This is a genomic window from Allosaccharopolyspora coralli (assembly GCF_009664835.1).
GTDB lineage: Bacteria > Actinomycetota > Actinomycetes > Mycobacteriales > Pseudonocardiaceae > Allosaccharopolyspora > Allosaccharopolyspora coralli.
The window spans coordinates 3,697,420-3,712,849 of record NZ_CP045929.1 but is presented as its reverse complement, the minus strand read 5'-3'; the positions used below and the strand labels follow the sequence as shown (position 1 = coordinate 3,712,849).

At 68.9% G+C, this 15,430-nt stretch carries 16 protein-coding genes; all 16 read left to right on the top strand.

Features of this window, described 5'->3' with window-relative positions; all coding sequences use genetic code 11:
• Positions 1 to 60 precede the first annotated feature (60 nt).
• The 16 genes from GIY23_RS17300 to GIY23_RS17225 all read left to right on the top strand — a co-directional run bounded on the left by GIY23_RS17300 (position 61) and on the right by GIY23_RS17225 (position 15,413).
• Positions 61 to 780 (top strand): AAA family ATPase, encoded by a 720-nt coding sequence (locus GIY23_RS17300; RefSeq protein ID WP_228717351.1) that lies wholly within the window; start codon positions 61 to 63, stop codon positions 778 to 780.
• 261 nt (positions 781 to 1,041) lie between these two features.
• On the top strand, positions 1,042 to 2,754 hold the full coding sequence (locus tag GIY23_RS17295; RefSeq protein WP_154077620.1) for a DEAD/DEAH box helicase: 1,713 nt from the start codon (positions 1,042 to 1,044) through the stop codon (positions 2,752 to 2,754).
• Between the two features lie 267 nt (positions 2,755 to 3,021).
• On the top strand, positions 3,022 to 4,596 hold the full coding sequence (ffh, locus tag GIY23_RS17290; protein ID WP_154077619.1) for a signal recognition particle protein: 1,575 nt from the start codon (positions 3,022 to 3,024) through the stop codon (positions 4,594 to 4,596).
• Between the two features lie 9 nt (positions 4,597 to 4,605).
• The gene (locus GIY23_RS17285) at positions 4,606 to 5,685 is read left to right on the top strand and encodes a metal-dependent hydrolase family protein (RefSeq protein ID WP_154077618.1); all 1,080 of its coding nucleotides are present in this window, start codon (positions 4,606 to 4,608) and stop codon (positions 5,683 to 5,685) included.
• A gap of 148 nt (positions 5,686 to 5,833) precedes the next feature.
• Entirely contained in the window at positions 5,834 to 6,601 is a 768-nt protein-coding gene (locus tag GIY23_RS17280) for a CPBP family intramembrane glutamic endopeptidase (RefSeq protein ID WP_154077617.1), read from the top strand.
• Positions 6,602 to 6,798: 197 nt separating this feature from the next.
• The gene (gene rpsP / locus GIY23_RS17275; RefSeq protein ID WP_154077616.1) at positions 6,799 to 7,281 is read left to right on the top strand and encodes a 30S ribosomal protein S16; all 483 of its coding nucleotides are present in this window, start codon (positions 6,799 to 6,801) and stop codon (positions 7,279 to 7,281) included.
• Positions 7,278 to 7,517 (top strand): RNA-binding protein, encoded by a 240-nt coding sequence (locus GIY23_RS17270; RefSeq protein WP_154077615.1) that lies wholly within the window; start codon positions 7,278 to 7,280, stop codon positions 7,515 to 7,517. Before rpsP ends, GIY23_RS17270 begins: the two co-directional genes overlap by 4 nt.
• A 9-nt stretch (positions 7,518 to 7,526) precedes the next feature.
• Positions 7,527 to 8,063, top strand: a complete 537-nt coding sequence (gene rimM / locus GIY23_RS17265; protein WP_154077614.1) for a ribosome maturation factor RimM — start codon at positions 7,527 to 7,529, stop codon at positions 8,061 to 8,063.
• A gap of 126 nt (positions 8,064 to 8,189) precedes the next feature.
• Complete coding sequence (trmD, locus tag GIY23_RS17260) at positions 8,190 to 8,981, top strand: tRNA (guanosine(37)-N1)-methyltransferase TrmD (RefSeq protein WP_154077613.1); 792 nt, start codon at positions 8,190 to 8,192, stop codon at positions 8,979 to 8,981.
• A 405-nt stretch (positions 8,982 to 9,386) separates the two neighbouring features.
• Entirely contained in the window at positions 9,387 to 9,743 is a 357-nt protein-coding gene (rplS, locus tag GIY23_RS17255; protein ID WP_154077612.1) for a 50S ribosomal protein L19, read from the top strand.
• A gap of 232 nt (positions 9,744 to 9,975) precedes the next feature.
• Entirely contained in the window at positions 9,976 to 10,881 is a 906-nt protein-coding gene (gene lepB, locus GIY23_RS17250; RefSeq protein ID WP_154077611.1) for a signal peptidase I, read from the top strand.
• Positions 10,882 to 10,907: 26 nt separating this feature from the next.
• Positions 10,908 to 11,684: a ribonuclease HII gene (locus GIY23_RS17245; RefSeq protein ID WP_228717350.1), complete on the top strand. Its 777-nt coding sequence runs from the start codon at positions 10,908 to 10,910 to the stop codon at positions 11,682 to 11,684.
• Positions 11,685 to 11,705: 21 nt separating this feature from the next.
• The gene (locus GIY23_RS17240) at positions 11,706 to 12,029 is read left to right on the top strand and encodes a DUF2469 domain-containing protein (RefSeq protein ID WP_154077609.1); all 324 of its coding nucleotides are present in this window, start codon (positions 11,706 to 11,708) and stop codon (positions 12,027 to 12,029) included.
• Positions 12,030 to 12,319: 290 nt separating this feature from the next.
• Positions 12,320 to 12,736, top strand: coding sequence for a YraN family protein (locus GIY23_RS17235; protein ID WP_228717349.1), 417 nt, complete (start codon positions 12,320 to 12,322; stop codon positions 12,734 to 12,736).
• Positions 12,736 to 14,262 carry a YifB family Mg chelatase-like AAA ATPase gene (locus GIY23_RS17230; RefSeq protein ID WP_154077608.1) on the top strand — a complete coding sequence of 509 codons (1,527 nt, stop codon included), beginning with the start codon at positions 12,736 to 12,738 and terminating at the stop codon, positions 14,260 to 14,262. Before GIY23_RS17235 ends, GIY23_RS17230 begins: the two co-directional genes overlap by 1 nt.
• Positions 14,259 to 15,413 (top strand): DNA-processing protein DprA, encoded by a 1,155-nt coding sequence (locus GIY23_RS17225; RefSeq protein ID WP_154077607.1) that lies wholly within the window; start codon positions 14,259 to 14,261, stop codon positions 15,411 to 15,413. Before GIY23_RS17230 ends, GIY23_RS17225 begins: the two co-directional genes overlap by 4 nt.
• The last annotated feature ends 17 nt before the right edge of the window (positions 15,414 to 15,430 follow it).

Below are 15,430 nucleotides of genomic sequence, written 5' to 3'. Positions count from 1 at the left end.
CTCGCAGGGAGCACATCCCGTTGCGCCACACCACGATCGCGTCGGTAACGTGGTCCAGTAGTGGATCTTTCCGAACGGCCGACACCGGAGAACGTCCCGGCCTCCCGATGCTCACCGCTGACTCTGCACATCGACCGGCGCACGCTCGTCGTGCTCGCCGGTCTGCCCGGTGCGGGCAAGAGCACGCTGCTGACGAAACTGCACACGACCACCGAGGTGTCGGTCCTCGACTCCGAACAGGTACGGCGTCGGCTGAGCGCGTTCCTGCCGGAGCGGATCCCGTATCGCTGGTACCGATGCTTCGTGCACGTCACTCACCGGCTGCGGATCGTGCGTGCATGCCTGCTCGTGCGCGCGCCGGTCGTGGTGCACGACCCGTCGACATGCTGGATCGCGCGCGCTCCGTTCGTTCTGGTCGGCGCTCTCACGCGTCGGCGCCGGGTTTTCGTGTGGTTGCACGTGGAACCCGCGCTCGCGCTGGCCGGGCAGTACGAGCGGGGCAGGCTCATCCGGTCCCATGCGTTCCGCAGGCACGTGGTGCGCGTTCGACGTCTCGACGCGCTGCTCCAAGGCGGATCCGCCCCCCGTGGCTACCACGCGGTGCGGGTCCTCACCCGGGACGACGTGCGGCACGGTCTCACCCTCGACGTGTCCGGAGGTGACCTACGTCCCGATGCTCCGGGGTGGGCAGGCGCCCGTGCCGTGGGAACCGTTAAAGTGAACACCAGCGTGCACCGGGAAGACTCCGGTGCATCGGCTGAGTCATCGAGCTGCGAGTGACAGGCAACGCTGTGCCGGCAGGGGTTCTGTGGGAAGCCCTGCACCATCGGAAATGAATGTGCGTTGCAGATGTGCGCGGTTCGAATGCGCACGCGGTGGATCCTCCGCCGCGTGAGAAGGACCTGAACCGCCCACTCCCGCGCCGATGCCCCATCGGCGGGACGACGTCGGCCGTCGAGGACGTGCCGGAGAGCGTCGCGGACAGGACCGGCCGCGCATCTTCAGCCTCTCGCGGACCGATGAGGAGACGACGCACTCACCATGCCCACGTTCCACGAACTCGCGCTCGACGACCGTGTCCTGAGCTCCATCACCGAGATCGGCTACGAAACGCCCTCGCCCATCCAGGAGCAGACGATCCCGCCGTTGATGGAGGGCCGGGACGTCATGGGGCTCGCGCAGACGGGCACCGGCAAGACTGCCGCGTTCGCCTTGCCGATCCTGTCCCACCTCGACATGTCGGCGAAGAAGCCGCAGGCTCTGGTGCTGGCCCCGACCCGTGAACTGGCGATCCAGGTCGCCGAGGCGTTCCAGAAGTACGCCGCGCACCTGCCGGGTTTCCACGTGCTGCCGATCTACGGCGGCCAGAGCTACGGGCCGCAGTTGGCCGGTCTCAAACGCGGTGTGCAGGTCGTCGTCGGCACCCCCGGCCGGCTCATCGACCACCTGGATAAGGGGTCGCTGGACCTGTCCGAACTGCGGATGCTGGTGCTCGACGAAGCCGACGAGATGCTGCGGATGGGGTTCATCGACGACGTCGAGCGCATCCTGCAGTCCGTTCCCGACCAGCGGCAGGTCGCGCTGTTCTCGGCCACCATGCCGCCGGCGATCCGCAAGATCAGCCAGTCCTACCTGCGGGAACCGGTGGAGATCTCGGTCAAGACGAAGACCAGCACCGCCACCAACATCAACCAGCGCCACATCCCTGTCCGCGGACCGAACAAGCTGGACGCGATCACCCGCATCCTCGAGGTCGAACCGTTCGACGCGATGATCGTGTTCGTGCGGACCAAGCAGGCCACCGAGGAGATCGCCGAGAAGCTCCAGGCCCGCGGGTTCAGTGCCGCCGCCATCAACGGCGACATCGCGCAGGCACAGCGGGAGCGGACGATCGGGCACCTGCGTGAAGGAAGGCTCGACATCCTCGTCGCGACCGACGTGGCGGCGCGGGGGCTCGACGTGGAACGCATCTCGCACGTGCTCAACTACGACATCCCGCACGACAGCGAGTCCTACGTGCACCGCATCGGCCGCACCGGCCGCGCGGGACGCAGTGGTGAGGCGATCCTGTTCGTCTCGCCGCGTGAGCGGCACATGCTGCGCTCCATCGAGAAGGCCACCCGTCAGTCCATCGCACAGATGGAGTTGCCGACGATCGAGGCGGTCAACGACCAGCGGCTGCAGAAGTTCGCGCAGACGATCACCGAGACGCTGAGCGCGGGTGGCCTCGAGACCTTCCAGGACCTGGTCCGCGACTACGAGCAGTCCCACGACGTGCCCGCACTGGAGATCGCAGCCGCGCTGGCCCGGATGGCTCAGGGAGACCGGCCGCTGCTGCTGGAGCCGGAGCCGGCCGCCGACAAGCGCAAGCAGCGTGACGACGTCGCGGCCTTCGAGTCCGCCAGCGGCCGCCGTAGCGTGTTCCGCGTCGAGGTCGGCCGCCGGAATCGGGTGACCCCCAGCGCGCTGGTCGGCGCACTCGTCAACGAAGGCGGGCTGGCCAGTCGCAACATCGGCAACATCGACATCCGGGCCGAGCACACGCTCGTCGAGTTGCCCGCGGACATGCCCGAGGACCTGCTGCGCAAGTTGCGCAAGACGCAGGTGGCCGGTCGCGGGTTGCGGATCACCCAGTCCGACGGCGAGGTCAGCCGTGGTGGCGGGCGCGGCTCGCGTGGTCCCAAGCGCGACGGGGGCCGTTCGTTCCGCAACAAGGGTGCTCGCCCGGTCGCCGGGCAACGCCGCCGCGACTGACTCCGACCCAGCCTCTCGACGAACCCCCTGTGGACAACTCCGCACCCTGTGGATCGCGGGGTGGCAAATTCGCGCGAATTTGCCACCCATCCGCACCCGCGCCGGGGTGAACGGCGCGGCGGTTACCCTCGCAGGGGGTACCGGAACACCGGAGGTGTTCGCGACCGGCACGGTGGCCACGGGATACTGGTGAGCCACTGAGGCCTCGCATCCGCCCGACGCGGTGGGGTACCCAGCCACTCCGACGACTCTGGAGCCCGAGAACCCGTGTTCGACACCCTCTCCGACCGGCTCACATCGGTCCTGAAGAACCTGCGCGGCAAGGGCAAGCTGTCCGACGCCGACATCGACGCCACCGCGCGGGAGATCCGCATCGCCCTGCTCGAGGCCGACGTCGCGCTGCCCGTGGTGCGCAGCTTCATCTCCGGGGTCAAGGAACGCGCCAAGGGCGCCGAGGTCTCGCAGGCGCTCAACCCGGCCCAGCAGGTCATCAAGATCGTCAACGAGGAGCTCGTCAACATCCTCGGTGGCGAGACACGCCGGCTGGAGTACGCCAAGAATCCGCCGACGGTGATCCTGCTCGCCGGGCTGCAGGGCTCCGGTAAGACGACGCTGGCGGGCAAGCTCGCCCGCTGGTTCGCCCAGCAGGGCCACACCCCGATGCTGGTCGCCTGCGACCTCCAACGCCCGAACGCGGTCACCCAGCTGCAGGTCGTCGGCGAACGCGCCAGCGTTCCGGTCTACGCGCCGGAGCCGGGCAACGGTGTCGGCGACCCGGTGGACGTGGCACGCCGCAGCATCGAGGAAGCCCGCCGCGCCCAGCACGACATCGTCCTCGTCGACACCGCGGGCCGGCTCGGTGTGGACGAGGAGATGATGAAGCAGGCCGCCGACATCCGGGACGCGGTCACGCCCGACGAGACCCTCTTCGTCGTCGACGCCATGATCGGTCAGGACGCGGTGAGCACCGCCGAGGCGTTCCGCGACGGTGTCGGCTTCTCCGGTGTGGTGCTCACCAAGCTCGACGGCGACGCGCGGGGTGGTGCGGCGCTGTCGGTCCGGGAGGTCACCGGGCAGCCGATCCTGTTCGCCTCGAACGGCGAGAAGGTGGAGGACTTCGACGTCTTCCACCCGGACCGCATGGCCAGCCGGATCCTCGGCATGGGCGACATGCTCACGCTCATCGAGCAGGCCGAGCAGGCCTTCGACCAGGAGCAGGCCGAGCAGGCCGCCGCGAAACTGGGGCAGGGGCAGCTCACGCTGGAGGACTTCCTGGAGCAGATGCTCGCGGTGCGCCGGATGGGCCCGCTGCAGAACCTGCTCGGGATGTTGCCGGGTGCGGGCCAGATGAAGGATCAGCTCGCGAACTTCGACGAGACGCACCTCGACCGGGTCCAGGCGATCATCCGGGGCATGACCCCCGCCGAGCGCGACGACCCCAAGATCATCAACGCGTCGCGTCGCCAGCGCATCGCCAACGGTTCCGGTGTCAAGATCAGTGACATCAACGATCTGGTGAACCGGTTCTTCGAGGCCCGGAAGATGATGCAGCAGATGGCCGGGCAGTTCGGCGGTTTCGGCGGCGGTGGCGGCACCCGTAAGGGCAAGAAGGGGAAGAAGGGCAAGAAGGGCAAGAACAAGGGCCCGACGCCGCCGAAGGGCATGAAGGGCGGAATGCCCGGTGGCCTTCCCGGCCTGCCCCCCGGCGGTGTCGGTGGGGGCGGTGGTGGCGGTGCCGGCCAGCCGGATCTGTCACAGCTGCAGGGCGGTCTCAACGACCTGCCGTCCGGGTTCGACCCGTCGAAACTGGACTTCGGCGGGAACAAGAAGAAAAAGAAGTGAGCGGGCGCGATGAGCTCGACACCGGCGCACCTCAGCGGCGTCACGCTGCCGGACGGTGAGCATCGCGACCTCTGGGTACACAACGGTGTGATCAGCCTGGACCCCGTTCCGGATGCCACCACCGTCTTCGAGGGCGGGTATCTGGTGCCCGGTCTCGTCGACGCACATTGCCATGTCGGGATCGGCCCGAAGGGCCCGGTCGAGCTCGCGGAGGCCGTCGCGCAGGCCGAGACCGACCGGGACGCGGGCACGCTGCTCGTCCGGGACTGCGGCGCGCCGATCGACACGCGGCCGTTGCAGGAGCGCGCCGACCTGCCGCGGATCGTTCGTGCGGGCAGGCACCTCGCGCGCCCGAAGCGCTACATCCCGTACCTGGCCGACGACGTCGAGGACGAGAACGACCTGCCCGCCAAGGTCGCCGAGCAGGCTGCCTACGGTGACGGGTGGGTGAAGCTGGTCGGCGACTGGATCGACCGGTCCGTGGGCGATCTCGCTCCGCTGTGGAGTGACGACGTGCTGCGCCGGGCGATCGCGACGGCACACGAGCACGGTGCGCGGGTCACCGCGCACGTCTTCGCCGAGAACGCGATCCCCGGGCTGCTCGACGCCGGGATCGACTGCATCGAGCACGGAACCGGGCTCACCGACGAGACCGTGGAGCAGATGGCGCGGCAGGGGACCGCGCTCGTCCCGACTCTGATCAATATCGAGAACTTTCCCTCGTTCGCGGCTTCGGCGTCGAAGTATCCGGACTATGCCGCACACATGACGGATCTGTACGAGCGCGGCGACGCGACGGTCGCGAAGGCCGTCGAGGCCGGTGTGCGGGTGTACGCGGGCACCGACGCCGGAGGCGGTATCGAGCACGGCTCTCTCGTCCGTGAAGTCGCCGCGCTGCACCGCGTGGGCATGTCCGCCGAGCAGGCGCTGGGCGCGGCGAGTTGGTCGGCCCGGGAGTGGCTGGGCTACTCCGCGCTCGCACACGGCGCGGTCGCGGACGTCGTCTGCTACGACGAGGATCCGCGCAAGGACCTCGCCGCGTTGCGGCACCCACGGCGGATCGTGCTCCGGGGCAGCGTCGTGGCGTGATGCCGTCGGGTCTGGCGCGGTGGTGGCCTGACCCGTTCGGTCCTCACGTTGCCGATCAGCCACGCGGAGACGATCGCGCGGGTAACCTGGCGACCCGTTGGGCGGTGACGTGCCGCTGAACGTTCCCGCCCGGCCCACGGAGGCGCCTGTGAACGCACCGCACTTCTCCGAGCCGGTCGAGCAGGACGGTGTGCCCGCCTCGTCGACGGCGGTGACCCGAACCCACCGCTGGGGGTTCGGAGCGTTCTTCCTCGCGGAGGCGGTTTTCCTCGGCGCCTCGGTCGTACTGGCCGCGTCGTTCGGCGACATCGGTGGCGCAGGCAGCACGGCGGGGATCGCGTTGGCGCTCGTTCTGATCCTTCCCACGCTGCTCGCCGGGATCACCGCGGTCGTGATCACGTTGGTCCGTGGCCAGGGTCCGGTGGCCGATTTCGGGCTGCGCTGGCAGCGCTCCGACATCCGGACCGGGCTGCTCGTCGGGGGTGCGGGGTTGTTCGTCACCGTGTTCGCCACCGCCCTGTGGACCCGGTGGGTCGGGGAGGACGCGAACTCGGCGGTCGGCAGCCTGCTCGCGGGCGTGAACATTCCGCCGGCGCTCGCGGTGCTGCTGTTCTTCCACGTGTGGCTGGTGGCACCCGTCTGCGAGGAGCTGATGTACCGCGGGTTGCTGTGGGGGGCCATGGAGCGGCTTCGGTGGAGCAGGTTCACCGTGTTCGTGCTCAGCACCGCCGCGTTCGCCATCGGCCACTTCGAGCCCGAGAGAACCGTGTTGTTACTGGTCATCGCGATTCCGATCGGCGTGGCGAGACTGATTACCGGGCGGCTCACCGCCGCGGTGATCGCGCACCAGGTGAACAACTTTCTGCCCGCGTTGGGGCTGTTGCTGCTCTCCCTCGGGCTGCTTCCCGCCGGGTGAACCCAGGTGCGGTCGTGCGCGGCGGGCTCTGGCACAATCGACTGCCGTGCCGTCTGGCACAATGATGAACTGTTCGCTGCGAGCGGTCCCTCTCACCGCCGCGCGACCCTGACGTCCGAGTTCACCGGCGCGTTGCCCCACACCGCCGGGTGGGCTCACCCGAAGCACGAACGAGAGTCTGAGGAGCACCTCCACCCGTGGCTGTCAAGATCAAGCTGGCGCGAATCGGTAAGATTCGTGCGCCGCACTACCGCATCGTCGTCGCCGACGCCCGGACCCGCCGGAACGGGCGCGTCATCGAGACCGTGGGGCAGTACCACCCCAAGCAGCAGCCGAGTCACATCGAGGTCGACTCGGAGCGAGTGCAGTACTGGCTGAGTGTCGGCGCGCAGCCGACCGAGCCGGTGGCGGGCATCCTCAGGGCTACCGGCGACTGGCAGAAGTACAAGAACCTGCCCGGCGCCGAGGGCAAGCTGAAGACCCCCGAAGCCAAGCCGTCCAAGCAGGAGCTGTTCGAGGCCGCTCTGGCTGCCGCGGGCGAGGAGCCGACCACCGAGGCGACCACGCCGAAGAAGAAGGGCGGCAAGAAGGCCGACAAGGCCGAGGCCGACAGTGACGACAAGGCCGCCGAGGACAAGGGCGCCGACACGGCGGAGAAGTCCGAGGACGCCGAGGCGTGACGGTCGTCGCGGACTCGCTCGAGCATCTCGTGCGCGGCATCGTCGACAACCCCGACGATGTCCGCGTGCAGCTCATCACTACCCGGCGCGGGCGCACCCTCGAGGTGCACGTGCATCCCGACGATCTCGGCAAGGTCATCGGTCGCGGCGGTCGTACGGCGACTGCGCTGCGGAACGTGATGTCCGGTATCGGGGGGCGCGGGATCCGGGTGGACGTGGTCGACACCGACCGCTGACCTGCGCCCATGACCAACCGGGAAGCGTCAACGCTGGTTGTCGGCCGCATCGTCAAGTCGCACGGTGTGCGCGGCGAGCTGGTGGTCGAGGTCCGTACCGACAGTCCGGAGCAGCGGTTCGTCCCGGGCGCGGTCTTGGGCGTGCAGCGCCGCGGTCACGACCGCGGCAGGCTCGTCCTGGCAGCCGTCCGGCCGCACGCCGGGCGGCTGCTGGTGTTCGCGGAGGAGGTCGAGGGCCGCGAGGCCGCCGAGGAACTGCGTGGTGCTCTGCTGACGGTCTCGTCCGACGAGCTCGAGGACCTCGAAGACCCGGAAGAGTTCCACGATCATCAACTCGTCGGGCTCCGGGTCGTGCTGACGTCGGGCTCGGACGTGGGCGAGGTCGAGGAAGTCCTGCACACTCCGGCCGGTGAGCTGTTGTCGGTGCGCGATCTCGCAGGTGCGGAACGGCTCGTGCCGTTCGTGTCGGAGATCGTTCCCGAGGTCGACCTCGCGGCCGGCCGGGTCGTCGTCGACCCACCAGAAGGACTGCTCGAAGACCTCTGAGACGGCAGTTTGGAACGGGGTTGGGTGGTCCGGTACGCCGCCCGAGTTCGTGCCTCGCGGCGCGATTGCACTCCGAGGCCGGCGGTCGTCGGCCGGGCACCAGTCCCGAGCAACGAAGGGGATGCGATGCGCATCGACGTGATCACGATCTTCCCCGACTACCTCAACCCGCTGCGTGAGGCACTGCTCGGCAAGGCCGTCGAGCGGGAACGGATCTCCGTCGGCGTGCACGATCTACGGACCTGGACCCATGACGTGCACAAGACGGTCGACGACAGTCCGTACGGCGGTGGGCCGGGTATGGTCATGAAGCCGGACGTGTGGGGCGAGGCACTCGATGCGGTGTGCCCGCCGGCGGCCGAGACTTCCCCCCGGCTGGTCGTGCCGACTCCCGCCGGCCGCCCGTTCACCCAGGATCTCGCGCACGAGTGGTCGCGTGAGCCGTGGCTGGTCTTCGCCTGTGGTCGTTACGAAGGCATCGACCAGCGGGTTGTCGACGAGGCGTCGGAGCGAATGCCGGTCGACGAGGTCTCGATCGGTGATTACGTGCTGGTCGGCGGCGAGGTGGCGGTACTCGCGATGGTGGAGTCCGTGGTGCGGTTGTTGCCGGGGGTGCTCGGCAATCCGGCCTCGGCTCAGCAGGACTCTTTCTCGGACGGCCTGCTGGAGGGGCCGAGCTACACGCGCCCGGAGGTGTGGCGGGGCCGACCCGTTCCCGATGTGCTGCGTTCCGGCAACCACGGGGCGATCGCGCGCTGGCGCCGGGACAAGGCGCTGGAACGCACGTGGCGTCGTCGTCCGGAGCTTCTCGATGCTCTGCCCGAGGGTGCGCTGGACCGCAAGGATCGGGAGGCGCTGGATGCCCTCGGCGAGCAGGCGGGCGCAGAGCGGCCCCAAGGTGGGCCGGGGACGTCCTGAGAGCGCATTTGGGAACTTGGGGAGGTGGTCTGGTACCGCCGCCCCAGTTCGCGCCTCGCGGCGTTGGGGTCCTCTTGAGTACCACACGTACGCGGCGAGAACCCCAGCCTTGCGAGGCACGAACTGGAACGACGGAGCTCCTCACCCTGCCGAGGCTGGGCACGCATGACCGTGCCCTACGGGCACACAAGCCAGTTCCCAAATGCCCTCTGACGCCCGGTTCCGTCGCTGGTGGGCCCGGTTGAACGGACGGGAACCCCGTCTGGCACACTGGACAGGTTGCTGCAGCCGGGACCTCCGGCGCGCATGAAAGCTCACCCCGAGACCAGCGGTGACCGGCTCGTGACGGTAGACCGGCGAGCGACCGCGCGGGGGATCAACGACACGGATGAGGACGGACCACCGATGAACACCCTGGACGCTCTGGACGCCCAGTCGCTGCGTTCCGACATCCCCGCCTTCCGGCCTGGCGACACGCTGAAGGTCCACGTCCGCGTCATCGAGGGTTCGCGTGAGCGGAACCAGGTCTTCCAGGGTGTGGTCATCCGCAGGCAGGGCGGTGGCCTCCGGGAGACCTTCACCGTCCGCAAGATCTCCTTCGGTGTCGGCGTGGAGCGCACCTTCCCGGTGCACAGCCCGAACATCGCCAAGATCGAGGTCGCCACGCGCGGCGAGGTGCGGCGAGCGAAGCTGTACTACCTGCGTGAGCTGCGGGGCAAGGCCGCGAAGATCAAGGAGAAGCGCGAGCCCGCCGCTTCCTGATCTCGTACGACACATCGCGGAGGACCCGGGGTTTCGGCCCCGGGTCCTTTGCTGTGCGGAGAATCGTCCGGCTCTTTCGGGTGAACCCGCTGACTGCGCCCGGCGGCGGCGCGGGCTCGTCGGTGCGTGGTCGCGAGAAAGCCCTCGTCACGCGGTCAACCACCGGCTGCGAGGCGGCCGACGTGCCGGGGGAGCCCGAGGACGGGATCAGCCGTTCCAGTAGCCTGGCCGCGTGGCTGACGTGGTGCGCTCCGGTGGATACGACGACGAACCCCCCGAGGGTGAACGCGCCGCGGGCGCGCAACAGGAGCGGGGACGGAAGAGCAAGAAGAAGGGCTCGTTCTGGCGCGAGCTCCCGATCCTCATCGTCACCGCGCTCGTGCTGACGGTGTTGATCCAGGCGTTCCTTGCGCGGGTGTACGTCATCCCGTCGCAGTCGATGGAGCAGACCCTGCACGGGTGCCCCGGCTGCAGCAACGACCGGGTGCTCGTCGACAAGGTGAGTTATCACTTCACCGACCCGCAGCCGGGCGACGTGGTGGTCTTCCGCGGCCCGGACAGCTGGGGCCAGAACGACTTCGACTCTCCCGAGCCGACGAATCCGGTCGCCCAGTTCTTCCAGGGGGCGGCCTCGCTGATCGGGATGGGCGCCCCGGACGAGAAGGACTTCGTCAAGCGGGTGATCGCCACCGGTGGGCAGACCGTGGAGTGCTGCGACTCCGAGAATCGGGTCCTGGTGGACGGCAACCCGTTGAACGAGGACGCCTATTTGTTCTACGAGCAGGGGCGCGGCACCGAGCAGAAGGAGTTCGAACCGGTCACGGTGCCGGACGGGCATCTGTGGGTCATGGGGGACAACCGGAACGACTCCGCGGACTCGCGCTACCAAGGTGGCGGCGGTGAGAACGGCGCCGTCCCGGTGGACAACGTGATCGGCAAGGCTCAGGTCATCGTCCTGCCGCCGACGCGGTGGCAGAGCATTCCGGAACCGGATCCGCAGGCGGTCGCGCTCGGGGCCCCGGCCTGGCAGTCGGGGGCGCCGCTCGGAGTCGGCCTCGCTGCCGCTTTCCCGGTCGTGTGGACGGGACGTAAGCTGCGGACGCTGGTGGTGGACCGACGTTCCCGGGAGCAATTCTGACCACAGCCGTACGGTTGGCGGACACCGTGCCACCAAGGACGGTGATCCGGCGCAGCACGGGGAGTTGGGCCCTGCAGAGCGCACTGGATCGTCGAGGTCTGGGGCCCGTCGCGGGAGTCGACGAGGCGGGCCGCGGCGCGTGCGCGGGGCCGCTCGTCGTGGCCGCGTGTGTGTTGCGACCTTCGGACTCGAAGCGTTTCGACGGCCTGACCGATTCGAAGGTGCTGGGTGCGACCGAGCGCGACCGTCTCTACGAAGTCATCGTCCGTCGTGCCCGGACGTGGTCGACGGTCGTGGTGCCTGCGGAGGAAGTCGACGCGCTGGGCGTCCACGTCGCCAACCTGGAGGGTATGCGGCGCGCGGTGGCGCTGCTCGGCTGCGAGCCGGGCTACGTGTTGACGGATGGTTTCCGGGTGGCCGGCCTGCCCGCACCGAGCGTGGCCGTGGTGAAAGGCGACCTGGTCGCCGCGTGCGTGTCGGCGGCCTCGGTACTGGCGAAGGTGACCCGCGACAGGATCATGCTCGACTTGCACGAACGGATGCCGCAGTACCGGTTCGACGAGCACAAGGGGTACTGCACACGGAGTCATGGGGCGGCACTGTCCTCGTGCGGGCCGAGCGAGCACCACCGCTGGTCCTACGCGAACGTGGTTTCGGCTGCCCAGGAGCACCGGATGCGTTCACCGCGCGAGGTGACCAGCAAACCCGGATTGTTCGATGCTTCCGAGGCGGCAGTGGTGGACAATGATGGGTCCGAGGATGAGGGTGAGTTCCAGGACGGGACGATTCTGTCCGACCAGTGAAGCGGAAGGGCTTGCACGCCGATGAGCGCCGAGGATCTCGAGAAGTACGAGACCGAGATGGAGCTGCAGCTCTACAAGGAGTACCGCGACATCGTGGGGCAGTTCACGTACGTGGTGGAGACCGAGCGGCGCTTCTACCTCGCGAACGGGGTGGACGTCCAGGTGCGAAACTCCGATGCCGAGGTGTACTTCGAGGTCTCGATGTCGGACGCGTGGGTGTGGGACATGTACCGCCCGACGCGGTTCGTCAAGAACGTCCGGGTGATCACCTTCAAGGACGTGAACGTGGAGGAGTTGGACAAGCCCGATCTCCGATTACCGGACGAGGGACCGTTCGGTTCCTGAGCCCCGTGAGCAGAAAGGGCGGTCGACGCACGGCGTCGGCCGCCCTCTTTGCTGTCCGTGGTGTCCGACGCAGTTGTTCCCGAGCGGGTGAACGCATCCGGATGAGTAGTCGAGAATTCCTCCGCGTGCCCTTGTTTTCCCTGCAGCCGTATCGGCGTGTCGGACGTCGGACTGCCCCAGTTGTCCACAGAGGATCTAGTTGTCCACAGATTGCCGATGTGGCCTGGGAATGACGCCGCGTTCCGGGCAGCGTGGAGCCATGCCCTGCTGCGCTGAACGGAGTGAGATACATGGGGGAACGACACGCGACCGGTCGAGAGCCGATGCCGGGCGAACTCCTCGACGACGACACGAGCGGGCGGCATGCTCTCGGCCGCGAGGCGGAGCGGCTCGTCGCCGAGCATCTCGAACGACTCGGTCTGGTCGTGTTGTGCCGCAACTGGCGGTGTCCGCTCGGCGAGATCGACATCGTGGCCACCGACGGCGACGTCCTCGCCTTCTGCGAAGTGAAGGCCCGCGCCGGCAACGATTACGGATCGCCGGTGCACGCCGTGGACTCGGCCAAACAACAGCGGCTGCGTGCGCTCGCGAAGGAATGGCTCGGCCGGTATCAGCTCACCGGAGTGCGGGTGAGATTCGACGTGGCGTCGGTGTTGTGGCCCCCGAACGGTGCGGCGCGGTTGGAACTCGTCGAGGGCGCGTTCTGATGGCGTTGCACCGGACCTGGGCGGTGGCACTGTTCGGTGTGGACGGTGTCGTGGTCGAGATCGAGGCCGACGTCCGGAAAGGGGGGATCCCGAACCTGCATCTGCTGGGGTTGCCGGACGCGGCGTTGCAGGAATCGAAGAACCGGGTGCGCTCGGCGGTGCAGAACTGCGGTGAGGACTGGCCGCAACGGTGCGTGACGCTCGCGCTGTCGCCTGCTGCGCTCCCGAAGACCGGGACCTCGTACGACGTGGCGTTGGCCTGCGCCGTTCTCGCGGGAGCCGAACAGGTTCCTCCTGAGCGGTTGGACGGCACGGTCCTGCTCGGTGAGCTCGCGTTGGACGGTCGCATCCGGCCGGTGCGAGGCGTGCTCCCCGGGCTCGTCGCCGCCGTGCGGGAGGGCATGACGCGGGCGGTGGTTCCGGTTGAGTCGCTCGCCGAGGCGCGGCTCGTGGAGGGCATCGAGACCTTCGGCGCGGAGTCTCTCGCTGACGTGATCGCCTGGCTACGGGGAGTCGGCGAGCTCGACGCCGATCCGGACGTGCCCGATTCGGGGGACGTCGACGATGCCTTGCGGCGCCCCGACCTGTCCGAGGTGTTGGGACAGCCGGAAGCCCGATGGGCGCTGGAGGTTGCGGCCGCCGGTGGTCACCACCTGCTGATGACGGGTCCGCCGGGCACGGGCAAGACGATGCTGGCTCGCCGCCTCGCGGGTCTCCTGCCGCCGTTGACGCGGCAGGAGTCCCTGGAGGTCACGTCGATCCACTCCATCGGTGGGTTGCTGCCCACCGGGTCACCGCTCATCGCCGAACCCCCGTTCGTCGCTCCCCATCACTCGACCTCGCTGCCGGGTTTGCTCGGGGGTGGTGCCGGACTCGCCAGGCCCGGGGCGGTCAGCACCGCTCACCGGGGCATCCTGCTGTTGGACGAGGCATGTGAGTTCGGCGCGAAACGCCTCGAAGCGTTGCGCACGGCCTTGGAAGAGGGGGAGATACGGCTGTCCCGCAGGGACGGAACGTTGCGGTATCCGGCGCGGTTCCAACTCGTTCTGGCGACGAATCCCTGCCCGTGCGCGCCGGTGCGTGACGTCGACTGTCATTGCGCGCCGCAGGCCCGCCGACGCTATCTGGGCAAGCTGTCCGGACCGTTGGTCGACCGAGTGGATCTGCGGGTGCGGATGCGCCCGATCACGTCGATGACGATGCTGCCGGGGACCGAGCCGGAATCGAGCGAGATCGTTCGGGAGCGGGTGGCGCATGCGCGTGCAACGGCGATCGAGCGCTGGTCGGACTTCGGCTGGCAGACCAATGCCGATGTGCCAGGGCCGGTGCTGCGGCGGCAGTTCGCCCTTCCGGCCGAGGCGACCGCGTTGCTGGACCGTGGTGTCGAGGTGGGCGCGGTGACCGCTCGTGGTGCGGATCGGTGTCTGCGAGTGGCCTGGACGCTCGCCGACCTGGATCGGAGACCTCGTCCGGGGGCGGATCACGTCGCGGCGGCGCTCGAATTCCGTGATCGGAGGTCCGCATGACGACGCCTGACGAGGAGGTGCTCGTGGCTCGCGCGTATCTGTCGGCAGTTGCGGAACCACCGGCGCCCGCTGTCTGCGGATTCGTGTCCGCACACGGTCCGGTGGAGGCCGCCGCCCGGGTCGTCGCGGGCGATGTTCCGCGGGACGTCGAGGACGAGGTGCAGGCTCGGCGGGGCGAGGTGTCCGGTTCCGCGTTGCTCGAGTCGGCACGACGAGCGGGTCTCCGCCTGCTTACGCCGGAGCACGCGGGCGACTGGCCGACCGAGCGGTTCGGATGCTTCGAGGAGGCCACCGCGATCGGACTGGCCGGGGTCGCACCGCCGCTCGCGCTGTGGACTCGGGGAAGCAGGTCGCTGGCGCGCGCGCTCGACCGTTCGTGCGCGATCGTGGGTGCCAGGGCGGCGTCCGGATACGGCGAACATGTGTCCGCCGAGTGGGCCCACGGGCTCGTCTCGGCGGGGGTGACGGTCGTGTCCGGGGCGGCGTACGGCATCGATGGTGCCGCTCATCGAGGCGCACTCGCGGCGCGCGGATCCGGTACCGACGAGGCCCACGGGGTGACGGTCGCGTTCGTGGCATCCGGGGCGGACGTCGACTACCCCGCAGGCCACGCCCGGCTCTTGGCCACGGTCGCCGAACGCGGTCTCGTCCTCAGCGAGTACCCACCGGCCACGATGCCCCGTAAACACAGGTTCCTCGTCCGCAACCGCCTCATCGCCGGTGCGGGCGCGGGAACGGTCGTTGTCGAGGCAGGCGCCCGTAGTGGTGCCGGGAACACGGCGTCGACGGCGGAATCGTTGGGACGTCCGGTCATGGCCGCCCCGGGCCCGGTCACGTCGGCGTCCTCCGTCGGGTGTCACGCGATGATCCGGTCAGGCAAGGCGGTCCTGGTGACAAGGCCGGACGACGTCCTGGAGTTGATCAACCCGATGGGCTCGGCTCCGCCGGAACAAGGTTCACCGAAACGTGTCACAGACGAGGTCGGCTCGTACGCGCGACGGGTGCACGAGGCGTTGTGGGACGGAGCGAGTGCGGAGCAGCTGGCCGTGTCGACCGGACTGCCGCCGGGCAAGGTTCGCGCGGTGCTGCCGGAGCTCGAGTTCGCAGGACTCGCGCGCCGCGGGGATGAAGGGTGGTCCCGTGTCTCCTGATCGTGCCTTGCTGCGCG